Source organism: Streptomyces sp. NPDC054872, assembly GCF_053610705.1.
The window spans coordinates 1-22168 of sequence record NZ_JBSGYY010000069.1; the positions used below are offsets into that span (position 1 = coordinate 1).

Genomic DNA, 22168 nt, shown 5'->3' on the forward strand with positions numbered 1-22168 from the left:
GGGACATTCTTCGCCCCGGCCCGGCGCCCCGCTGCGTGCTGAAGCATTCATGCCGGAGAGTGCTTCATGTCGGAGTGAGTGTTGTGGCGAGCCCAATTCGGTTTCAGAGCATGATGAGCAGACGCGTCTTCGGCTTGAGCTTCCTGTTCACCGAACGGCTCTGTACGTAGACCTCCAGCTTGGGATTGTTCCCCGCCTTCACCGAGACCGTCCCCTGAATTCCGGACCCGAAGAGAAGACTGCGCGCCGCGTCTCCCGTATAGGCGCGATCGGTGTCCTTCTCGACCACGATGACTTCCTTGTTGGGCTGGACCTGAGCCCGGGCACCCAACTGGTAGTAACAAGAGCCGCGTTCATACGCCACGCCCGGATGCGAGTCGACGAAGGGACGGATCTCGACTTCCTTGTCGACCTTCAGAAGCCGGTACTTGTCGGCCGGAATGGGTTCGAGATTCGCCCGTACTTCGTCGATCGATATGTCCTGACCGACGGCGAACAGGTTCTTCGTGCCGCGTACGCCCTTCTCGCGGGCCCGGAGGAAGCTGGTGGCGGCGGCGCGCACGGTGCCGATGGCCTCCTCGACGCCCTCCTGGGAGTCCGCGTCCCAGATGGCTATGTTCCCGGCCGGGAAGCCGTAGTTCTGCGCTGTCCTCTTGGCCAGCGAGTTCGGCACCAGGATGGCGGATGTCCAGTGGCCCGGCAGTCCGCCCATCTTCGACGCGATCTTGTCGAGCCAGGGGCCGAGGATCTTCATGTCGCCGTCGTGCCGCCTGTCGCCGCCGGAGGCGTTCTCCTCGCCGTCCGTCACCACGATCTGCAGGAAACTGTGCTCGCCGTATTCCTCCCAGATGTGTCCCAGGTCGTCAAGCGACTTCAGCGAAGCCTCGATGAGTGCCGTCGCACCATTGTTGACTTGGTAGAGACCTCGCATGGACGGAAGGTGCTTCACATCCATGTCCCAGACGAGATTCTCCACCCGGTGGTCGAAGGAGTAGAGACTGATCCGGGTCTCGTGGCCGAGGCTGTCCGATTCGGCCTTCAAACCCGACACGAACTCATCCACCACGCGGATTAGTTGATTCTGATGAGGACGCATGGAACCCGAACAGTCCACAACCAGCGCGACGTGATTCACCTTGTGCTGAATCCTGTTGGCGGACATGTTTCTGCTCCTTCTCCGAGGGCTGCTTCCCGAGTGATTTCCACTCTATGGGGAGGCACTGACAACGCCCTTGATGCGCCGTCACCGGCCGTCGTCGCTCAGCCTGGGCGAGCCACAGGTCGGGCCCGAACTGGCTGCCGCCGACATCCACTACGAGGTGAGCCCGCCGACCGAGGCGCCATGCCCCGCCGCGGTGAGGACAAGTCCGCCGCCCGGCCGCGTCGCGCTTCGACCAGCCCCATGTGCTGCAGCTATGAGGCCCCCCAGAAACGGTCAGCCTTGTCAGTCCTCCACAGCAGAGTCCTCACGTCACGCTGAAGCCGAAGGCCTTGTCGGTCCCCTAGGCTCCGGCGTGCGCGCGAGCTCGACTCCCGATGCGGCGCGTCGCCCTTCTCGAACGGAGCCGACATGGAGTATCCGGATCTCTCCGCACTGCCCGTCGAACTGCAGGAGGTCGTGACCGCGTACGGATCGCTGAACGTCTTCCGGATGCTGATGCACTCACCGTCGCTCGCACCGGGCGTACTGACGCTCGGTGACGCGGTCCTGCAGCGGAACTCGCTCCCCGACACCTTGCGCGAACTCGCGATCGTGCGGGTCGGCCGGGTCTATGGAGCCGCCTACGAGGTGCACCATCACGAGAACATCTCTCGTCTCGTCGGCCTGGGAGAGGAGGCGATCACGGCAGCCGAGACCGGTTCACCCGGGAAGCTCTCCGGCGCCGAGGCCGCCGTCCTGACCGCCACGGACCGGCTGCTCGCCCGACACACCCTCGACGAGGCCGCACGGCAGGAGCTGCTGGCGTTTTTGACGGTGAACCAGGTCGCGGACCTCGTCATCACCGTGGGCTTCTACCAACTCATCTGCGACTTCCTCAACACCTTCGAGGTGACGACGGAGGGCGAACCCTCCGCGCCCTATGGTGAAGCGCCCGCGCGGTAGGGGGCGCGGAGATCCGCGGCGCCACCCGTCAGTCCCCGCGCTTGCGGCCCTTCGTGGAGTCGTTCCGGCCCCCGCGGGGGTGCCACAGCTTCAGCCAGACGTCCCGGGCGTGGCGCCCTGCCTCCGAACGGCTGCGCGCGACCATCTCGCGGGCCTCGTCGTGCGTCTCGACCATGGGGCCTGAGCCACGCAGCGGCCGGCCCGCCGTCTCGTGCAGGAAGAACGTCGCGACCAGGCCGATCGCCCCGGCCACCATCAGGTAGAAGGCAGGTACCAGGGTGTTGCCCGTCTTCTCGACCAGGAAGGAGGCGAGCAGCGGGGTGGTGCCGCCGAAGAGGGAGACGGAGATGTTGTAGGCGATCGACAGGGCTCCGTACCGCAGCCGCGTGGGGAACAGGGCGGGCAGGGTCGCGGCGGCCGTGCCGGCGAAGCAGACCAGGAGCAGCCCGAGGATGGCACAGCCGAACGCGGGCAGCAGGATCCCACCTTCCCGGATCAACAGGAAGGCCGGAATGGCGAGCGCGATCAGGGCGATGCTGCCGCCCATGAACATCGGGCGTCTGCCCCACCGGTCGGAACTGCGGCCCACGGTGGTGATGGCGAGCGCCACGAGCAGCATGGTCCCGAGCACCAGCAACTGGGCCGTGGTGTCGCTCTCGCCCAAGGTCACCGTCATGAACGTGGGCAGGTACGACGTGACCATGTAGTTCGTGACGTTGTAGAGCAGCACGAGGCCCATGCAGATCAGCACCGCCTGCCAGTGGCGGGTGAAGATCTCCTTGAGCCGTCCCTTGCCGGACTGGCGGGCCTGCTCGACGGGGTCGTCCTCGCCCCGCCCGGAGGCCTCCTCGCGCTCGGCCGCGGCGCCGGCCGCCTCCTGCTGGAAGGCGGGCGTCTCCTCCAGCTTCAGCCGCATGTAGAGGCCGATGAGCCCGAGCGGCCCCGCGATGAAGAAGGGGATGCGCCAGCCCCAGCTCTCCAGGCCGTCCGTCCCGAGGGTCAGTGTGAGGACGGTGACCAGACCCGAGCCCAGGGAGTAGCCCACGAAGGTGCCGAAGTCGAGCCAGCTGCCGAGGAAGCCGCGGCGCTGATCGGGCGCGTACTCGGCGATGTAGGTGGTGGCGCCGGCGTACTCACCGCCCGTGGAGAAGCCCTGGACCAGCCGGCACAGGAGCAGCAGCAGCGGGGCGGCGAATCCGATGGAGGCGTACGAGGGCAGCAGGCCGACCGCGAAGGTGCTCGCAGCCATCATGATCATGGTTGCCGCGAGCACCTTCTGCCGCCCGATGCGGTCGCCCAGCGGCCCGAACACGAGACCGCCCAAGGGACGAACGAGAAAGGCCGCGGCGAATGTGGCGAACGTGGCGACGACCTGGGCCCCGGGCGAACTGGAAGGAAAGAAGACTTTTCCGATGGTGCCCGCCAAATAGGCGTAGACACCGAAGTCGAACCACTCCATGGTGTTGCCGAGTGCGGCCGCCGTCACCGCGCGCCGCACCTTCGGACGGTCCGAGACCATCACGTCCTCGGCGCTGAGCGTCTTCTTCCTGCGACGCAGCAGCGTGCGCGCCATGCGGTCGGTGTCCGACCGTGAGGCGCGCGACGATTCCGTCTCCGGTCTCCGGGGCCGCCGGGGGTTTCGGTGCGGTAGGCCTTTCGCCATGAAGCTTTTCTCCTCTTGCCTGAGAAAAAGCCGTGTCGCCGCAAAATTAGGCTGATCAAGAGGGACCGGCAAATTGTCGGACCGAGGTGGCCGCCCTGGCCCGGAGAGCCTCGCCCATGTTCTCCTCGCGCCAGCGGCGCAGCAGTTCATGGAAGGCGACGGCGCCGTGCGGGTAGGCCGTGGGGCCGTTCGGGCGTCCGCGGCCCTCGCCGTTGTAGTAGCCGGGGGTGCACTCGGCGTGGAACCACGCGTGGTCGGGGGCGTCCTGCGCGCAGACGTCGACCCAGGCGTCCTCGGCCTGCGGGGCGGGCTCGATGACCGCGCCCTTCTCTTCCGCGGCGGCCACCAGGGCGGCGGCGTGCAGGGCCTGCTCGTCCAGGATGTGCGTGTAGTTCACGCTGCTGGCGTTCTGCAGTGAGCCCATCCGGATCAAGTTCGGGAACCCGTTGCTGGTGAAACCGTGCAAGGTGCGCGGGCCTCGCTGCTTCCACGTGTCCATGAGTCGTACGCCGTCGCGGCCGGTCACCGGGAGCTTTCCCGAGGTGATGCCGGAGACGCCCACGGAGAACCCGGTGGCGAACACCAGACAGTCGACCTCGTACTCCACGCCGCCCACGACGACCCCGCGCTCGGTCATGCGCTCGATGCCGTGGGTGTCGGCCGTGTCCACCAGGGTGACGTTGGCTCGGTTGAACGCGGGCAGGTACTTGTCGGAGAACGTGGGGCGCTTGCACGCGTACCGGTACCAGGGCGTGAGGGCCGCGGCGGTGGCGGCGTCGGTGACCTCGGCGGCCACCCGTGCCCGGATCTGATGCATCGTGGCGTGGTCGGCGACCTCGTAGGCGGCCTCGAAGTCCGGCTCACCGTGGCGGCGGAAGCTGGGCAGGAGCTTCTCGAGCAGGCCCGCCGACGCCGTCCAGCGGTCGGCGACCAGGTCCTGATCGGCCTCCTCGCCGGAGCAGATCCGCAGGAAGTTCTCGCGCCGCTCGCCGGCCCAGCCGGTCCGGTCCGCGCCGACCTCTTGGGGCGTCATGCGCTGCTGGCCACGCACGTCGACGGCGGACGGGGTGCGCTGGAAGACGTACAGGTGTCCGGCGTCCGCGGCCAGCATCGGAATGACTTGCACGCCCGTGGCGCCGGTGCCGACGACGCCGACCCTCTTGCCCGCCAGGCCCCGCATGCCGCCCTCGGGAGTGCCGCCCGTGTACCCGTAATCCCAGCGCGAGGTGTGAAAGGTGTGGCCCCGGTAGTCCTCGATGCCGGGGATGCCCGGCAGTTTGGGCTCCGAGAGCGTGCCGGTCGAGGTGATGACGTAGGTGGCCCGGAACGCGTCGTCCCGGTCGGTGCCGACCACCCACTGCTCGGCGGCCTGATCCCATGTCAGGTCGGTGACGCCGGTGGAGAACAGCGCGTGTTCGTACAGGTCGAACTGCTCGGCGATACGCACCGCGTGACGGCGGATCTCCTCGCCCGGCGCGTACTTCCACTCGGGCACGTAGCCGGTCTCGTCAAGCAGCGGCAGGTACACGTGGGACTCGATGTCGCAGTGGATGCCGGGGTAGCGGTTCCAGTACCAGGTGCCGCCGAAATCGCCGCCCTTCTCGACGACACGCACCCTCGCCACGCCCTGACGGTTCAGCCGCGCGCCCGCCAGGATTCCGCCGAACCCGCCACCGACGATCGCGACGTCCACCGTGTCGTGCAGGGGCTCGCGCTCCTCGGCCTCGTTGGTGTACGGGTCGGCGGCGAAGTAGCCGAACTCCGCCTCCGCGGAACGGTACTGGCCTGTTCCCTCGGGGCGTACGCGGCGTTCCCGCTCGACGCGGTAGCGCTCGCGCAGGGCGTCCATCTCCTGCGGGGTGGGCTGCTGGGGGACGCGCTGCGGCAGGGACATGGGGCGAGTTCCTCTCGTGGGGGGGAGGTGCGTCGGGCGCCGTGCGGGCGTGCATCAAGTGCCCTCGCCGGGGCGCTCCGAGCGGTCACAGGTACCGTAACCCAGGAACCGGACAGCGTTGTCCGGTTGGGGTCGATCCCGCCACGGCCGGCCCGTGCGCCACGACATGAAAGGCCTGCGATGCACAAGCTCACCCCCGCCTCCCCGCTCCGCGACTGGCTGGCGGAACCCACCGCCGGACAGGTCCTGCGCGGCCTGCTGGCCTCCCAAGGGCAGAGCGAGGAAGCCCTTGCGCCCGCCCTCGGTCTGCCGTTGGAGCAGCTCGTGCAGATGTCCGCGGGGAAGTTCCCCGCCGAACTCGTGCAGACGCTGGTCACCGCCGCCGAGACCGGACAGCTTCCCGACGGTCTGCCGACCGCGCCGGCGGCCGACGCCCCCGCGGTCGCGGATGCCGCGCCGGGCATCGAGATCGGCGCCCCCGAGCCGTGGACCGAGCAGGTCACGCCCGGACGCTTCGCCGGCCAGCACGTCGTCGTCACCGGAGCCGCCTCCGGCATCGGCCGCGCCGTCGCCTCCCGCATCGTGCGCGAGGGCGGCCGAGTGGTGGCCGTCGACATCTCCGCCGACGGCCTCGCGGCCCTGGCAACCGACCTGGGCGAGGCGCTCGTGCCCGTCACCGCGGACATCACCGAACCCGTGTCCGCCGAGGCGATCGTGGCCGCCGCGGCCGGCCGCGTGGACGCCCTGGCGAACGTCGCGGGCGTGATGGACAACGACGCCGCCGTGCACGAAGTCGACGACACCACCTGGGAACGCGTCCTGCGCATCAACGTCGAGGGCCCGATGCGCCTGATGCGCGCCGTCGTGCCCGGCATGCTCGCCGCGGGCGGCGGCCGGATCGTCAACGTCGTCTCCGAGGCGGCCCTGCGCGGCTCGGCCGCCGGTGCCGCGTACACGACATCGAAGCACGCACTGGTCGGCCTGACGATGTCGTCGGCCTACCAGTACGCGGGAACGGGCGTGCAGATCAACGCCGTTGCCCCCGGCGCGGTCGCCACCGGCATCGCGATGCCCGCCGCTGCCCCGTTCGGCTCGGCCCGTACGGCGAAGATGCGCGTCGCCATACCGCGCCTGGCCATGGCCGACGAGCTGGCCGCCTCGATCACGTTCCTGCTCAGCAAAGACGCGGTGAACATCAACGGCGCCATCCTGCCCTCCGACGGCGGCTGGTCGGCCGCCTGACCACCGGCCGCGCGTTGCCCGCCGCTCATGCCGACGCCCGGCCCCACGCACCGGTGCCACGGCAGGCCCCCGGCCCCAGGGCCGCCGGCACGTCTCCTGCACACCATCACGTCCGGCTCATCCGGACGACGAGAAGGAGCACCCCCACCGCATGACCACCCACCCCACACCCCACCGCGCCGCCCTGGCGGCTCTGGCCGCAGGCAGCCTGCTGGTCCTGGCCGGATGCGGCACCCAGACCTTCGGCGCTCCGGCCTCGCGCCCCGCGTCGTCCGGCGAGGGCAGGACCATCCGCGCCACACAGGTCGCGCACGTGAGCGACCCTCATGAGGCCACCGGCAGGACCCTTCTGGAGGGCCCGCTCCTGCGGGAGAACGGCGATCTGTACGTCGTGGACGTCACCGCGCCCGCCGGTGAACCCAAGGTCATCTCTGTCGACCTGGCCACCGGAAAGCACGAGGGCGTCTACACCGACAAGACCGGCGCCTACACCTCCGCGCAGATCAGCCCGTACGACGGCCGCCTCTATCTCACCGACTACACCGGATCCGTGGTCAGCATCGAGCCGGACGGCTCGGACCCGCGCACGTTCTTCTCCGGCGAGGTCGACGGATCGGGCATGAACCTCGACGACATCGCCTTCGACGAGGAGGGCAACCTGTACGTCAGCGACCTGCACGGCATGAAGCCGGGCAAGGCCGATGGCCGCATCGTGCGCATCGACCGCGACGGTGAGAAGGCCACTGTCCTGGCCGACGGGCTCGCCCATCCCAACGGGGTGATGTTCGACCCCGAGCTGCGCGGCCTGTGGATCAGCGAACTCGCCGAGAACACCATCTCCTACCTGCTGCTCGACGCCGACAAGACCGCCGTGACCTCCCAGCACGAGGCCGTGCACGTCGACGCCGGTGTGGCACAGACCGACTCCATAGCCGTGGACGCCGACGGCAACCTCTACCAGGCGCTGCACGGCCGACCGGCCATGGCCGTCTTCAGCCCGGACGGCGAACGGCTGGCCACCGTCGAGATTCCGGCCAAGGCCGCCGAGGGCCTGGAGTCGGCGACCAACGTCGCCATCACGCCGGGCGGCAGGAAGGCGTACATGACCGTGAGCGGCCCGGACGGCGGATACGTCTACCGGTTCACCGCGCTCGCCGACGGCATCCGCCAGTCCAACGGCGGGTGACGCTCACCTCTCCAAGTCGGTCTCGACGGGCCGCAACGGCCCCACGTCGACGCCGAGCAGGCGCCAGGCCGCGAGAGCGCGGCGCTCCCGCTCGGCAGGGGTGGGGCCGGTCACGGCCCCGGAGACCATCGCGACGGCGAGCATGGCGTCGTCGGCGGACAGCCGGTGCCCGGCGGGCAGGCACCGGGACAGGACGGCGTGGACGCGCCCCGCCAGCGCTTGGGCCTGCTCGCCGTCGCCCCGGGCGCCGCGTATGCGCAGCAGGTCCACGAACGCCGTCGAGCGGGTCAGATGCCAGGTGACCACCCCCAGGACGCTCGCCGGGCTCGCGTCCGGCTCGTCCGCGGCCTGTTCGATCTGCTGGACGTTCTCGTCCAGGACGGCCGAGGCCAGCGCGACCCGGTCGGCGAAATGCCGGTAGAGGCTGCCCTGCCCCACCCCGGCGCGGCGCGCGACGGCCGACAGCGGCGCGTCGAGACCCAGTTCGGCGAACACCTCACGGGCGGCCGCGATCAGGGCGGCGCGGTTGCGTGCCGCCACCCGCCGCCCCTGGTTGGCCGGACGGGTCGCGCCGACGGCGCTGTCGCGGGCGGCCGACCGCGTGCCATGGGGTTCGGAGGGGTTCGTCACGCTGGAAGGGTAGTACGACCACTCCGTCCGGCTTCGCAGCTCCGGGACCTGCGGTCGAGCCTCGGGCCCGGGGTGGTCGTGCTTCACGGGGTGGCGTGTTTGCGGGCTCGGTAGGCGGCGGCCTTGACGCGGTTTCCGCAGGCTTGCATCCCGCACCAGGTACGGCGCATGCCGCGGGAGCGGTCGAGGTACAGGCGGGTGCACGTCGGGCGGCCGCACTCCTTGAGGCAGGTGTGGGGGTCGGCGAGCAGGGTGACGGCGCGACGGGCGATGTGGGCGAGGGCGGAGGCGAGGTCTCCCGTCCGGCGGATGCCCGCGTCGCCGAGCTGGAGAGCGGGCGGCGGTCCGGCGGCGACGTTGTTGAGGATGTCCAGGCCGGCCGGCTCGTAGCGGCGGCCGTGCACGCGGTCGAGGGCGAGTCGATGGATGGCCTCGCGGAGTTCAAGGGCGTCGGCGAGGGCCGTTGCGTCGGCGCTGACGTGATCGGGGAGCTCGTCGCAGGCCGCCACCCACTGTTCGAGGTCCCCGGGCGTGGTCAGGAGGTCGCGGGGCTGGTCGCGGCGGGATTCCACGGTGGCGACCAGGTCCAGGGCGGGGTTGCCGCTCACGAAGGCGAAGTGCACGTCACCATCTTGACCGGTGACGCCGAATCGGGCAACACTCGTCACCTGTTCAGCCGGTGACGTGCGGTCGGGGTTCGCAGGGCTCTCGACACGCGCACCCGCGGTGAGAAGGAGAGCCGATGCCAGGAACAGACGAGGTCGAAGTGGTCGTCTTCGACGTCCTGGGGACGATGGTGGACGAGTCCGGAGGGTTGCGGGCGGCCCTCCGCGAGGCGCTGCCCGCCTCCGCCGACGGGGCGTCCGGTGGGGCGCTCGTGGAGCGTCTGCTCACGGTCTGGCAGGAGCACGTCGAGCGTGAGCAGCGGCGCATCGGGGAGGGATCACGGGCGTACGCCAACAGTGAGGTCATCGACCGCGAGGCTGCCGAGCGTGTGGCCGAGTGCGCCGGGCTGAGCGATCCGGTGGCCGTCGGGCGGCTGGCCGGGGCATCGCAGCGGCTGCGGCCGTGGGCAGATTCCGTTGCCGGGCTGGCGCGGCTTGCGGGGCGGTTTCCGGTGCTGGGTCTGTCGCATGCCAGTCGGAGAGCGCTGCTGCGGGTGAACGCGTACGCGGGCTTGCGCTGGCATCAGGCGTTGTCCGGCGAGGAGGTGCGGGCGTACAAGCCCGCGCCGGAGGTCTACCGGCTCGCGATCGAGGCGGCGGGGTGTCCGGCCCAGCGGGTGCTGATGGTTGCCGCGCACGCGTGGGACCTGCGAGGGGCCCAGGCGGCGGGGATGCGGACGGCCTATGTGCGGCGGCCGGTGGGGGATCCGCCCAGAAGCACCGACACCTTCGACCGGCAGGTGGAGAGTCTGGAAGAGTTGGCGGCCGCGCTGAGGGTGGCGTAGCGAGAGCAGCAGAAAGCCCCGGACGCCGTGCCGGCATCCGGGGCTTCGCCTTGAGCGCTGGGCAGGCCTTGCACCTGCATTTCCCCGCAGGAAGCGGGGCGTCTTTCCTTGGACGACCAACGCCGGGCCCGCTGCCGTGATTTCCCCGGCCGCAGGCTCAAGATCAACTATAGCGTACGAGGGAAGGGGCGGAAATCGGTTGCCCGTCGACGCCGACGGCGGATGCAATGTCCGGCGTGATCACCGGGCTTCGGTCGAATCGCCCTACAGCAGGAGGCGCCGCGCATGAGTACGTCACCATCGCCGGTTGGAGCGGACCGGGCTGACGGGCCGTCCGTTCGTATCGGCGCCCTCGTCCCGCTGACTCGGCCCGGCTGGGTCGAGGCGGGCCGGCATCTGCTCGCCGGACTCGAGTTGGCCGTTCACGAAGTCAATGACGCCGGCGGAGTCGTCGGAAAGCCGCTCGAACTGGTGGTCAGGGACACCGCTGCCGATCCGCGGAGAGCCGCAGCGGCCGTGGACGAACTCGCGGCCCTGGGCGTGGCCGCGGTGGTGGGCGAGTATCACAGCGTCGTGGCTCGCGCGGCTGCCGGCCGGGCCGACGCACTCGGCCTGCCGTACCTCTGCTCGTCGGCGGTTCTCGACGCGCTCACCGACCGGCCGACGCAGTGGGTCGCGCGCCTCTCCCCGCCACAGTCCCGAGGCTGGCGGGTCTATGCGGACTTCTTGCTCGACGCGGGCCACAGCCGCATCGCCGTGGCGACCCAGCCGAGTGTCTACTGGGCATCCGGGACGCGCGTTCTGCGGGGTCACCTCGCTCCACACGGCGGCAGCGTCATCGAACTCGACATGGGTGCGCTCACCCCCGCAGCCGTGTGCGGCGCACTCGTCGACCGCGCGGCGACAGCACTCCTTCTGCTGGTCGGTCACCCGGAGCCGGCCGTACCGATCGTCAAGGCCGTCCGCCGCGACCCCCGTCTCGCGAAGATCCAGATCGGTGCTCCGGCCGGACAGCCGGAGTTCGCCACATGGGCGGCGCTGCTGGGCGACGACGGCACCGCGATCCCGTTCCTGCGCTACCTGCCCGAGCGCCTCGGCCCACTCGGTTCGCGCGTCGCGACGGCCCTTGGCGAGCGGTTGGGCGCCGCACCCTCCTTCGTCGCCTTCGAGGGGTACGACACTGTCGCCGTCCTGGCCGAGATCCTGCGCTCCCAGGGCGCGGACCGGGCGCGCATCGCCGCATCCTGGCCGCGCGTCGCGGTGGAAGGGACCCGCGGGCTGATCCGGTTCTCCCGTACACCGGGCATCGATGTCTGGCAGTGGACTCGGACGCCGATCCAAGTGGTCGATCGAGCCCCGGCGGAACCCGGTCGCTTCCGGGTCCTCCATAGCGACTGAGCGCGAAGAGACTCCTCGGTCGGGTCACCGGCGCGGTTCCCAGCGGAAGAGGCGGGAGGCCAGGGCGGCGGAGACGATGACCCAGCTGAGGGTGGGCAGCAGCAGGGGCAGGGACTCGGCCACCGGGACGCCGCCGTTCCAGGCGTTGAGGACGAGTTCGGTGGCCGAGCCGCCGGGGAGCAGCCGCTTGAGCAGGGTCAGTTCCTCGGTCCTGGTGATGGCCACCCAGTTGGCGACGGCGATGGCGCCGAGGCTGATGGGCAGGGTCGTCACCTGGGCATGCTCGGGGGAGTTGGTCAGGCCCGCGGTGGCAAGGCCCAGGGCGAGCATCATGATCACGGTCGCGAGCACCGCGGCCGCCAGGAGGGGCGCGTTGTCCGGCTTGCCGGCGACAGCGGCCAGCACGGCGAGGGTCGCGGCCACTTGGACCAGCGCGAGGACGGTGACCGGAAGCACCAGTCCCGTGAGAATGCTCGCGTCGCCCGCGGGGGTGGAGCGCAGCCGCTTGAGGAAGAGGGTCTGACGGCGCGAGGCGAGCGTGGTCACCGTGGAGGCGTAGAGCCCGAAGGCGGACACGGTGAACATCACCACCGCCGCGATGTATCCGAGGCTGCGCAGGTCCGCGAAGGTCTCGTGCCGGTAGACGAAGAACACGCAGACGGCCACGGGAATGATGAAGCTGTTGAGCAGAACCAACCGGTTCCGAAAGATCTGGGTGAGCTCGCTCAGAGCGATGGAAAGCATCGTGAGGGTCCTCTTCTGGGGAGGTTCCGGAGAGGGCGGTTTTATGCCGACTTCGAGGTGGGCCACGGGCTAGGGGCTCTGTGTCGTGCCGATGGCGCGGAAGACGTCATCGAGCCGCGTCGGCCCGGTACCTCTCGAACGCCATGCAGAAGACCCAGACACGAACCCGGCACGAAGCGGCGCGTTACGCGCGGGAGCACGACTGGCTGTAGTGCCACCCCGAGGGCTTCGCGCCGGGCCGCGTCACACGGCGGTGCCCGGAGGTTTTCCCACCTCCAGACGCGGCCAGTGGGCGAGGTCCCGCAGAAGCTGTCGGTCGTGCGTCGCGACGACGACGGTGGCACTCGTGGCACGCAGCGCGTCGGTCAACTCGTCGACCAGCGTCGCCGACAGGTGGTTGGTGGGCTCGTCGAGCAGGATCAGGCCGGGCCGGCCGGCCAGCGCGAGCGCCAGGTCGAGACGCCGCTGCTGGCCCTGCGACATGCGCCCGACCGGCGTGCGCGTCGCGTCGGCGTCCAGCAGCCCGAGCGCCCCGAGCGGAACGACGTCGGCGTCGCGGACCACCCCACCGGCCACCAGCCGTCCCACGTGCCGGGCGTGCACCTCGTGAGCGGTGAGGCCCGGCTCCTGCTGGGCTGTCTCCTGGGTGACCTGGACGATCCGGGCGCCCCTCGCCGTCCACAGGTGACCGTGAGTGGGTGCGAGGGAGCCGGAGAGCACCGCGAGCAGCGTGGACTTTCCGGCGCCGTTGGGACCCGTGACAAGGAGCCGGTCGCCGCCCTCAAGAGTCAGGTCCACCGGCTCGCCCAGCCGCCCCTCGACCGCGACGCCGTGCGCCCGCAGCTGCGGGGTGCCCCGCCGGACGCCCAGGTCCGGCCACCGCAACATGGGCGGAGGCTGCGGCACATCGATCCGGTGCGCCTCCAGGGCGTCCTGCTGCCGCTTCAGGGCCTGTACGACGCCGGGGGCGCGGGACTGGCGCTGGTGCTTGCCGGTCCCCTTGTCGGGCCGCCAGCCCGTGGAGAGCCGGTCGCGGGCCGCCGAGACGGCGTCGTGCAGCCGCCGGTGTTCGGCCTGCTGCTCCTCATGGTCCTGCTCCCAGCGCTCGCGGTCGCGGCGCCTGGCGTGCTGCCAGGCCTCATAGCCGCCGGCGTAAAGGCGGGGCTTGCCGTCACGGGACGGGTCGAGGTCCAGGAACCGGTTCGCGACATCGCGCAGCAGCGCCCGGTCGTGGCTGACGACGGCGAGGCCGCCGTCGTGCTCGCGCAGCCTGCGGGTCAGGAAGTCCAGGCCGCCCGCGTCGAGGTGGTTGGTGGGTTCGTCGAGCAGCAGGATGTCGTGGCGCGCGCCGAGCAGGCACGCGAGACGGACCCGGTAGCGCTGCCCGACTGACAGCGTCGACAGGAGACGGCTGCGGTCGGTGCAGGCGTTCAGCGCCTCCAGGGCCACATCGACGCGGCGTTCGGCGTCCCACGCGTCGAGCCGGGTGGCGGCGTCGAGCGCGGCGGCATAACGGTCGTCGGCGGTGGTGTCGCCCTCGGCCATGGCGAGGGTCGCCTCGTCCACCGCGGCGAGGGCCGCGAGCGACGCGGCCAGCGCCCGGGAGGTCAGGGTGCCGACGGTCTCCCCGTCGGTCACGGACAGCTCCTGGCGGGCCAGGCCGATGGTCCCGGCCCGGTGCACGGTGCCCTCATCGGGCGCGATCAGCCCGGCGAGGACGTGCAGCAGCGTCGTCTTGCCCCGGCCGTTCTCGCCCACGACGGCGATACGTGACCGCGCGGAGAGCGTGACCGAGACGTCGTCCCATACGCGCCGGGACCCGCGGGTGACGGTGAGTCCCTGGGCGCGGACGTGCGCACTGCCGCCCGCTTCGACGGGCCGGGACACAGCTTCGGGGAAAGGAGAGAGGTTCAACGGATGCTCCGCAGCTCGCAGTGGAGCCGGGCAGCAAGAAGCAGCCGCCCGGCAGGAACCGGAACGGCGGCGGATTCAACAGGGAGAAGGCGCCGCCGTCAGCGGGCGGAGCGGACCTTCTGCGACCAGATACCTCGTGCCATGACGATCAGATTAGCAGGGCCGCCGTTCCGGCCGCCGGGCGTGCGGACGCGGCCGTCCGGCGTGCACCATGCCGAAGTACGCTGTGCGGCCACCGGCCGCGGCCCGGGTCGCGGCCGCCGGTGCCGGGGGAGGGGCATGGACGTCAACACGCGCATGGTCAAGGTCAACGTGGCGCTGATCGTGCTGTTGCTCCTCTTCGTGGCCGTGGTCGCGATACGTGCGGTGACCGACTCCGACACGGAGTGGACGTACGACAAGGTCTTCGACGACCCGGGCACAGGGCAACTGTCCGATGTGACGGCCACGGACGGCGACGACATCTGGGTGGCGGGCAACGCCACCCGACCCGCCGGTGACTCCGATGACGACGCGGCGGCCGACGGATTCCTCCTGCACTACGACGGCGACAACTGGCAGCGCCGCCCGATGCCTTCGGCGTTCGGTGACAGCGTCTACGAGGCACGCTTCGACGCGGTGGACTCCGGAGGATTCCTTCTGACGGCGAGCCTGGAGAACTTGAACGCGCCGAGGACGGCCCGCTGGGACGGCACCCGCTGGACCGCCCTGCCCGGGCTTCCCGACGGCCACCGGGCCACCGACGTAAGGGCGTTCGCCGAGGACGACATCTGGATCCTGGGAGACGAAGGCACGGCCCATCACTGGAACGGCACGCGGTGGACGGTCACGCAGCTCCCGGTCACCGCCGTCGCGCTGGACGGCCGCGCGCCCGACGACCTGTGGGCGGTCGGCCATCAGAATGTCGACGAGAACAGCACAAGGGGGCCGGAGCTCACGCAGCCCGCCGCCGCACACTGGGACGGCCGGACCTGGAGGCCGGTACGCATGCCGGACTACCACTTCCCGGCTCCTTCACCACCCGAGGCGCAGGCCCTGCTCACCGACGTCGTCGCACGCGCGAAGGACGACGTCCGCGTCTACGGCGAGCACACCTACAACCACGGCGAACAGCATCCCGAGCCCGCTGACGCTGACATCCGCCTCCGCTGGGAGGGAACCCGCTGGCGCAAGCTGCCGGACGCCGAAGGTCCGTGCGCCGACCGCGGTCGCGCGATCCGCGACGGCGAGCGCGGAAAGGTGCTCGGCGCCGGCCACTACCTCACCGCGGACGGCGACTGCAGGGGGATCGGTCGGGCGGAACTGCCCAGTACGGACGGAGTCAGGTCCGACTCCAAGCAGTCGCTACGGCTCAATGCCATCACGGCAGTCCCCGGCACTGACAAGATCATCGGCATCGGTTCCGTCAAGGTCTCCCAGGGCTCCGGCTCCTTGTCCAGGTCCGTGATCGTCGCACTGAAGCACTGAAGCACTGAAGCACTGAAGCACTGAAGCAGTGAAACCCTTACGGACCCGCGTCCCGGCCGGCTCAGGAAGGAGCAGGCAGCAGGGCTGACGCGTCCGGTTCCAACCCGGTGGCGAAGCTGTTCACGACAGCGAACCGGTCCAGGTCGACGACGGCGATCTGATGGGTGCCCAGGAGAGACACGTACGCGAGGGGCTTGCTCGGGTGGAGTGTCACCGCCGACGGGGTCCCGTCGAATTCGAGGGAGCGGATCGGCCGCAAGTCGGTGCTCCAGACGGCGAGGGTGTTGGCGACGATGTCCGTCACCAACAGCCGTTCGTCGTCGAGTGTGTAGACCCGCAAAGGGTCTCCGCACGTCTTCCTGGTCCGTCGCACCTTCATGGTGCGGGCGTCTATCGCGACCAGCGAGGAACTCTTGCGGGCTCCGACGAACAGCGTCTTCTCGTCCCGGCTCAGCGCGCTGCTCTCGGGCAGTTGGCCGGGCGTGACCAGGACAGGCGGGACCGAGGCGTCGTGCGGGCGCACGAGGCTCACCGTGTGGGACAACAGGCCGGTGACATAGGCGCGTTCGCCGTCATGGCTGAGAGAGAACAGGTGCGTCTTCACCCCGTGGGTGGGCACTGCCCGGGTGGGCGCGAGGTCGGTGGCCGGCTCGTCGAAGCCGAGCAGAACCGCTTTCTCCTCGCTCAGTGCGTACAGCCGGTCATGACGGTCGATGCCCATGCCGTGGATGCGCCGGAAGGGGCGGGTGTCGATCGTCCGGGCCAGGGACCGCCCGGCCAGATCGATGACGAAGACAGCGGCGCCGCCCTCGCCGACGGTGGACGCCATGCGCACCCCGTAGTGCCCGACGTAGGCGAATCGTCCGCGCGAGTCGACGACCATCTCGTGGGGGTAGTCGGGAAGTCCGACGGTGTCCTGGCGCCGTCCCGAATCGGCATCGTAGAAACTGACCGCGTGGCCGCTCTTCTCCACCACCATCAGTACGTCGGTCTTCGCCGTACGGGAGGCGCCCGAGGCGGGCGACGAATGCCCGCTCGCCAACGTCCCGGCCCCCATCGCCTTGATCACTGTCCGACGCGTCGTCACAGGCCCACACTCCGATCTCTCGACAGTCAGCCGATCTCTTGGTTCCAAGATCGCAGCGATACCCGGTGTGCGGGGCGTTGTTGGCGCAACGCCGAAGCAGGTCAGGGCCTGGAGGGGAGACGGGCGACGGTCGGGCGACACACCTTTGCCAGGTCTGCCGCACCCGTTGCCGCGCCCCCGGTCTGACATCCTGTCGCGGTGCGCGTACTGATCGTGACCGCGGGAAGCTGGGGCGATGTCGCCCCCTACACCGGACTTGGCGTGCGACTGCGCACGGCGGGCCACGAGGTGGTCCTGGCCACCCATGAGCGCTTCGAGCAGGCGGTGACCGCCCATGGACTCGGCTATCGGCCCCTGCCCGTCGACCCGCGGCAGGAGCTGGCCTCCCAGGTCGGACAGGGCCTGGCCAGGGCGGTCAGCCCACCCGTGGCCATGGCGCGGTTGATGCGTATGGCACGGGCGTTCATGCCCCGGCTGACGGCCGGTGTCGCGGACGCCGTGCGCGAGGGCGCCGACGTGGTGCTGAGCTCCACGGTCACCGACCCCATGTGCGCGGCGCTCGGCGAGGCGATGCGCCTGCCGAGCATCGGGGTCTACCTGCAGCCGGTCCACCCCACGGGTGCCTTCCCGCCACTCATCACCGGCGCCCGTTCCTTCGGGCCGCGCGGCAATCGTCTGGCCTCCCGGGCCCTGTGGCTCGGCAGCGACCCCATCTTCGCCCCCGCGGTCAGCGCCCTGCGCCGCGAACTGGGCCTGCCGCGCCAGAGGTTCAGCGGTCCGCTGAGTCTGCCCCGCGGGCGTACCGTCCTGCACGGCTTCAGCCCACGGATCGTCCCGCGCCCCGCGGACTGGCCATCGGGTCACGAGGTCGGCGGCTACTGGTGGCCGCAGACCCCGCCCGACTGGAAACCGGAGCCACGGCTCTTGGACTTTCTCGACGCGGGCCCACCGCCCGTGTTCGCGGGCTTCGGCAGCTTCGTCACCGCCGACTCCGAGCGGCTGAGCACCTTGCTGGCCGACGCCCTGCGCCGCGCGAAGGTACGCGGCATCATCCAGGCCGGCTGGAGCGGTCTGCACGCGGAGAACGACGACTTGATCACCGTGCGGGAAGTCCCCCACGCATGGCTGTTCCCCAGGACGGCCGCGGTCATCCACCACGCCGGCGCGGGCACCACCGCGGCCGGACTGCGCGCCGGGGTCCCCTCCATCCCCGTCCCGGTCCAGTTGGATCAGCACTTCTGGGCCACCCGCCTGCACACGCTGGGCCTTTCACCGCGTCCGCTGCGCTTCCAGCGCCTGACCGCGGAACGTCTCACGCAGGCGATCATCACGGCCGTCCACAGCCCCGCCCTGCGCTCCCGCGCCCACGAAACGGCCGGAGCCATCGCCCGCGAGGACGGCACCCGCCAGGTCCTGGAGGCCATCGAGCGGGCCGAACGGCGATAAGGAACTGATCATGAGGAACTGATCACGAGGGGCTGCGCATGACGTGCTGAAGCAGCCGCGGATACGGAATCGGCTACTCCTGTGCGGCGGGGGCAACCGAGATCCATGACTATGGCGCGATCTCTTCCCGACAGCCCGGCCGAGTGGTGGATCCTCCTTGGCGCATTGACCCTTTACCTCCTGGGCCGGTGGTTCTTCGCCTGGCGTCAGGCCCAGCTGGAGGGGCGAAGACGTCCCGCGCGGGCCGCGCTGGACGAGCTGGGCGAGGACGATGACGACGAGATGACCCCGATGAGGGCCGCTGCCGGGGGCATCGACTCCTGGCGACAGTTCATCGGGTTTGTGGTGGGCGGGGTGGTGATCTTCACGATCGCCGCCCTCACGGAAGGTGCGCTACGCGTCGCGCTGCTCTGGTTCGTCTCCCCGCTGCTGGTGATCGCCCTTGCCTACGTGGACTTCCGCGAAGCCCGAAAGGCACGCGCGAAGAAGGTCCGCCCCCGCGTCTGACAACGCCTCCGGCGGCTGCTCCGGGATCACTGAACCTCCGATATGGGACGTCGGTGGATCCACCGGATGACGGGGGAGCTACGCTCATCGCATGATCATCCCGTTCATCGTCGGCATCACCGTCCTCGCCACCGTCGGCGCTGTGGGCATCTGGGTGTGCCTGGAGTTCGGCAAGGCGTGCCGCGAGCGCAGGCGCACACCCGCGGGGGCTGCCGCCGACGGGCGGTAGGCCGTACAGGACATCCCGCCCCTCCCCGCGAGCCGGACCGGCCCGCGGGGAGGCCCTCTGTCGTAATCCCCCTGCATGGTTGATCGTTGGGCCTTCGGAATCAGCCGCACACCGGACAGGGGGACTTTTCATGACCATCAGCCGCAGGGGACTGCTCGGTGCGGGCGCGGCGGTCGGGCTGCTGAGCGCATGTGGCTCCAACACCGGCCGTGACGACGGCGGTTCGGGCGCCGGGCCGAAGCTGTCGCAGTGGTATCACCAGTACGGCGAGCAGGGCACCGAGCAGGCCGTCAAGAAATACGCCACCGCCTACAAGAAGGCGAACGTCACCGTCCAGTGGCGGCCCGGCAACTACGACGAACAGACCGCGGCCGCACTCCTCACGGACTCCGGACCCGACGTCTTCGAGGTCAACGGACCCACGCTCGACCAGATCCAGGGCAAGCAGGTCGCCGATCTCACCGAGCTGTTCGACGGCGTCAAGGACGACTTCAATCCGGCCGTCCTCGCCCCGAAGACGTACGACGGCAAGATCTGGGGCATCCCCCAGGTCATCGACATGCAGATGCTCTACTACCGAAAGAGCCTCCTCGCCGACGCCGGTGTCCGCCCGCCGAAGACCCTCGACGAGCTCGTGGACGCCGCGAAGAAGCTCACCTCGAAAAAGACGAAGGGGCTCTTCCTCGGGAATGACGGAGGCGCCGGTGTCCTGGGCGGCACGCCCCTGTACGCGGCCGGACTCGAACTCGTCACCGCCGACGGCGAGGTCGGCTTCGACGAACCGGCCGCCGCCCGCGCCCTCGGCAAGATCCACCGCTTGTACGCCGACAAGTCGCTGCTCCTTGGCGCGCCCGCCGACTGGTCCGACCCCTCGGCGTTCGTCCAGGGACTGACGGCCATGCAGTGGTCGGGCCTGTGGGCGCTGCCCGGAGTGCGGAAGGAACTCGGCGACGACTTCGGCGTCCTGCCGTTCCCGAAGGACGGAGCCGCGGGCAGGCCCGCCGTGCCGGTCGGCGCCTACGTTGCCGCGGTCAGCACCCGCAGCAAGCACCAGAAGGCCGGCAAGGACTTCCTCAAGTGGCTGTGGATCGACAGCACCGACCGCCAGGAGGACTTCGCCCTCGCCTACGGGTTCCACATCCCGGCCCGCATGTCCCTGGCGAAGAAGGCCGAGAAGCTCAGGGAGGGCGCGGCGGCCGACGCCGTCCGCTACACCACGGACCACGGCCACGCCGAGCCCCTCCTGTGGACCCCGGCCGCCAGGAGCGCCTACCAGGACGCCCTCAGCCGCATCATCAAGGACGGCGCGAGCCCGGAGAGCGAACTCAAGAAGGTCGTACGGAAAGTGTCCGCCGAGCTCGACCGGGTGAAGAAGAAGTCGTGACCACAACAGCCCCGCGCGAACAACAGGCAACAGGGCGAAGGAAGTTGTGGGGCCACCAGAACCGCACCCTCTGGTTCTGGGTGTTCGTCGGCCCCTTCCTGCTCGGCCTCGGCGTCTTCACGTACATCCCGCTCGGCTGGAGCGTCTACCTCAGCTTCTTCGACGCACACAACACCGTCACCCCGAGCGACTTCGTGGGCCTCGGCAACTACACGGAGATGCTGCGGAACGAGGCGTTCACCGACAGCCTGTGGACCTTCCTCGTCTTCTCGCTCTTCATCGTGCCCGCGACGTACGCGCTCTCCCTCGCCCTCGCCCTCATGGTCCACCGCCAGCGCCGCGCCCAGGCGTTCTTCCGCTCGGTCTTCTTCCTGCCCGCGGCCTGCTCCTACGTCGTGGCCGCGCTCATCTGGAAGATGTCGATCTTCAACGGGGTCCGGTTCGGGCTCGCCAACACCGTCCTCGGCTGGTTCGGCGCCGACCAGATCGCCTGGCTCTCGACCACCGACCCGCCCTGGTACTGGGCCGTCATCGTCACCGTGCGGCTCTGGCTCCAGGCGGGCTTCTACATGGTGCTCTTCCTCGCGGGCCTGCAGCGGATCAGCCCCACCCTCTACGAGGCGGCCGCCGTGGACGGGGCGCGGCCCGGCTGGCAGGTCTTCCGCCACATCACGTTCCCGCAGCTGCGCGCCACGTCCGTGGCGGTCGTGCTGCTGCTCGTCATCAATGCCTTCCAGGCGTTCGACGAGTTCTACAACCTGCTCTCGGATTCCCGCGGATATCCGCCCTACGCCAGGCCTCCGCTCGTCTACCTCTACTACACGGCCCTCGGGCAGGGGCAGAACCTCGGGCTGGGCAGTGCGGGCGCCGTCCTGCTCGCCCTGATCATCGCCGTGGTGACGGTGGGACAGGCGAAGTGGTTCGGGCTCGGCAGGAAGGAGGCGGAATGAGAGACCACCTGAAGGACGACGCAAGAGTCAGGGCGGGCCGCGCGCTGCGGCTCTCGCTGCTGATCGCCCTCGCGCTCCTTTTCCTGATCCCCTTCTACCTCCTCGTACGCAACGGTCTCTCGTCCGAGAGTGACATCACCTCGCCCGAGTGGACCTTCTTTCCCTCCACGCTGCGCTGGGGGAACGTCAAGGAGCTCTTCGACGACACGTCGGTGCCGTTCGCGCGCTCCCTGCTCAACTCCTCGCTCATCGCCGTCGCGACGACGGTCGGCACGCTGCTCCTTGCCTCGCTGGCCGGGTACGGCCTGGCCCGCATCCCCTACCGCCACGCGAACAAGGTGTTCTACGCGATCCTCGGCACGCTGATGGTCCCGGCGTCCGTGACCTTCGTTCCGAGCTTCGTCCTGGTCTCCTCGCTCGGCTGGGTCTCGACGCTGCGCGGCCTGATCGTCCCGACGTTGTTCTCGGCGTTCGCTTGCTTCATCTTCCGGCAGTACTTCCTGGGATTCCCCAAGGAGTTGGAGGACGCGGCGCGCGTCGACGGGCTCGGCTACTGGCGCACCTACTGGAAGGTCGTCGTGCCCAACTCGCGGCCGGTCTTCGCCGCCGTGGGCACGATCGTCTTCATCGGTGCCTGGAACTCCTTCCTGTGGCCGCTGGTCATCGGCCAGGACCGGAACGCGTGGACGGTGCAGGTGGCCCTGTCGTCGTTCACCACGTCACAGGTGATCCGGCTGCACGAGCTCTTCGTCGCGGCGGCCGTGTCGATCGTGCCGTTGCTCGTGGTCTTCCTGTTCTTCCAGCGGTGGATCGTGGCGGGAGTGGAGCGGTCGGGCATCGACGACTGACCGGGCCCTGCCGGCGGCCCCCGGG

20 protein-coding genes are annotated in these 22168 nt (G+C 70.0%); 12 read left to right on the top strand and 8 right to left on the bottom strand.

The window, feature by feature from the left end; translation table 11 throughout:
* Positions 1-103: 103 nt before the first annotated feature.
* Entirely contained in the window at positions 104-1162 is a 1059-nt protein-coding gene (locus ACWGIH_RS42525) for a VWA domain-containing protein (protein WP_453444978.1), read from the bottom strand.
* 408 nt (positions 1163-1570) lie between these two features.
* Here ACWGIH_RS42525 and ACWGIH_RS42530 point away from each other — a divergent pair, with 408 nt between their 5' ends.
* Positions 1571-2104, top strand: coding sequence for a carboxymuconolactone decarboxylase family protein (locus tag ACWGIH_RS42530; protein ID WP_453444976.1), 534 nt, complete (start codon positions 1571-1573; stop codon positions 2102-2104).
* Between the two features lie 28 nt (positions 2105-2132).
* Here the strand turns inward: ACWGIH_RS42530 and proP are convergent, their stop codons facing one another.
* Both proP and ACWGIH_RS42540 read right to left on the bottom strand, forming a co-directional pair.
* Entirely contained in the window at positions 2133-3677 is a 1545-nt protein-coding gene (gene proP / locus ACWGIH_RS42535; protein WP_453444975.1) for a glycine betaine/L-proline transporter ProP, read from the bottom strand.
* A gap of 145 nt (positions 3678-3822) precedes the next feature.
* Entirely contained in the window at positions 3823-5661 is a 1839-nt protein-coding gene (locus tag ACWGIH_RS42540) for a flavin-containing monooxygenase (RefSeq protein ID WP_453444973.1), read from the bottom strand.
* Between the two features lie 180 nt (positions 5662-5841).
* On the opposite strand from ACWGIH_RS42540, the gene ACWGIH_RS42545 reads away from it, so the two are divergent.
* Positions 5842-6903 (top strand): SDR family NAD(P)-dependent oxidoreductase, encoded by a 1062-nt coding sequence (locus ACWGIH_RS42545; protein WP_453444971.1) that lies wholly within the window; start codon positions 5842-5844, stop codon positions 6901-6903.
* A gap of 151 nt (positions 6904-7054) precedes the next feature.
* Positions 7055-8089 carry an SMP-30/gluconolactonase/LRE family protein gene (locus ACWGIH_RS42550; RefSeq protein WP_453444970.1) on the top strand — a complete coding sequence of 345 codons (1035 nt, stop codon included), beginning with the start codon at positions 7055-7057 and terminating at the stop codon, positions 8087-8089.
* Between the two features lie 3 nt (positions 8090-8092).
* Here the strand turns inward: ACWGIH_RS42550 and ACWGIH_RS42555 are convergent, their stop codons facing one another.
* On the bottom strand, positions 8093-8629 hold the full coding sequence (locus ACWGIH_RS42555; protein ID WP_453445002.1) for a TetR family transcriptional regulator: 537 nt from the start codon (positions 8627-8629) through the stop codon (positions 8093-8095).
* A 173-nt stretch (positions 8630-8802) separates the two neighbouring features.
* Positions 8803-9342 (bottom strand): CGNR zinc finger domain-containing protein, encoded by a 540-nt coding sequence (locus ACWGIH_RS42560; protein ID WP_453444969.1) that lies wholly within the window; start codon positions 9340-9342, stop codon positions 8803-8805.
* Positions 9343-9461: 119 nt separating this feature from the next.
* On the opposite strand from ACWGIH_RS42560, the gene ACWGIH_RS42565 reads away from it, so the two are divergent.
* Together ACWGIH_RS42565 and ACWGIH_RS42570 are read left to right on the top strand one after the other, a co-directional pair.
* Complete coding sequence (locus ACWGIH_RS42565) at positions 9462-10169, top strand: haloacid dehalogenase type II (RefSeq protein WP_453444967.1); 708 nt, start codon at positions 9462-9464, stop codon at positions 10167-10169.
* A 285-nt stretch (positions 10170-10454) separates the two neighbouring features.
* Complete coding sequence (locus tag ACWGIH_RS42570) at positions 10455-11567, top strand: ABC transporter substrate-binding protein (RefSeq protein WP_453444966.1); 1113 nt, start codon at positions 10455-10457, stop codon at positions 11565-11567.
* 24 nt (positions 11568-11591) lie between these two features.
* Here the strand turns inward: ACWGIH_RS42570 and ACWGIH_RS42575 are convergent, their stop codons facing one another.
* Together ACWGIH_RS42575 and ACWGIH_RS42580 are read right to left on the bottom strand one after the other, a co-directional pair.
* On the bottom strand, positions 11592-12311 hold the full coding sequence (locus ACWGIH_RS42575) for an ABC transporter permease (RefSeq protein ID WP_453444964.1): 720 nt from the start codon (positions 12309-12311) through the stop codon (positions 11592-11594).
* 243 nt (positions 12312-12554) lie between these two features.
* A complete protein-coding gene (locus ACWGIH_RS42580; protein WP_453444963.1) occupies positions 12555-14225 on the bottom strand; it encodes an ABC-F family ATP-binding cassette domain-containing protein in 1671 nt (556 codons plus the stop codon).
* A gap of 279 nt (positions 14226-14504) precedes the next feature.
* On the opposite strand from ACWGIH_RS42580, the gene ACWGIH_RS42585 reads away from it, so the two are divergent.
* Entirely contained in the window at positions 14505-15692 is a 1188-nt protein-coding gene (locus ACWGIH_RS42585; RefSeq protein ID WP_453444961.1) for a hypothetical protein, read from the top strand.
* 61 nt (positions 15693-15753) lie between these two features.
* Here ACWGIH_RS42585 and ACWGIH_RS42590 read toward each other — a convergent pair whose 3' ends face one another.
* Positions 15754-16779: a YncE family protein gene (locus tag ACWGIH_RS42590; RefSeq protein WP_453444959.1), complete on the bottom strand. Its 1026-nt coding sequence runs from the start codon at positions 16777-16779 to the stop codon at positions 15754-15756.
* Positions 16780-16977: 198 nt separating this feature from the next.
* Between ACWGIH_RS42590 and ACWGIH_RS42595 the strand changes: the two genes are divergently transcribed.
* From ACWGIH_RS42595 to ACWGIH_RS42620, 6 genes are all read left to right on the top strand, one after another.
* Complete coding sequence (locus ACWGIH_RS42595; protein WP_453444958.1) at positions 16978-18225, top strand: glycosyltransferase; 1248 nt, start codon at positions 16978-16980, stop codon at positions 18223-18225.
* Positions 18226-18336: 111 nt separating this feature from the next.
* The gene (locus tag ACWGIH_RS42600) at positions 18337-18732 is read left to right on the top strand and encodes a hypothetical protein (RefSeq protein ID WP_453444957.1); all 396 of its coding nucleotides are present in this window, start codon (positions 18337-18339) and stop codon (positions 18730-18732) included.
* Between the two features lie 91 nt (positions 18733-18823).
* Positions 18824-18961: a hypothetical protein gene (locus ACWGIH_RS42605; protein WP_453444955.1), complete on the top strand. Its 138-nt coding sequence runs from the start codon at positions 18824-18826 to the stop codon at positions 18959-18961.
* 130 nt (positions 18962-19091) lie between these two features.
* Positions 19092-20345, top strand: a complete 1254-nt coding sequence (locus ACWGIH_RS42610) for an ABC transporter substrate-binding protein (protein WP_453444954.1) — start codon at positions 19092-19094, stop codon at positions 20343-20345.
* On the top strand, positions 20342-21295 hold the full coding sequence (locus tag ACWGIH_RS42615; protein ID WP_453444952.1) for a carbohydrate ABC transporter permease: 954 nt from the start codon (positions 20342-20344) through the stop codon (positions 21293-21295). The genes ACWGIH_RS42610 and ACWGIH_RS42615 overlap by 4 nt, the downstream gene beginning before the upstream one ends.
* On the top strand, positions 21292-22143 hold the full coding sequence (locus tag ACWGIH_RS42620) for a carbohydrate ABC transporter permease (protein ID WP_453444950.1): 852 nt from the start codon (positions 21292-21294) through the stop codon (positions 22141-22143). Before ACWGIH_RS42615 ends, ACWGIH_RS42620 begins: the two co-directional genes overlap by 4 nt.
* The last annotated feature ends 25 nt before the right edge of the window (positions 22144-22168 follow it).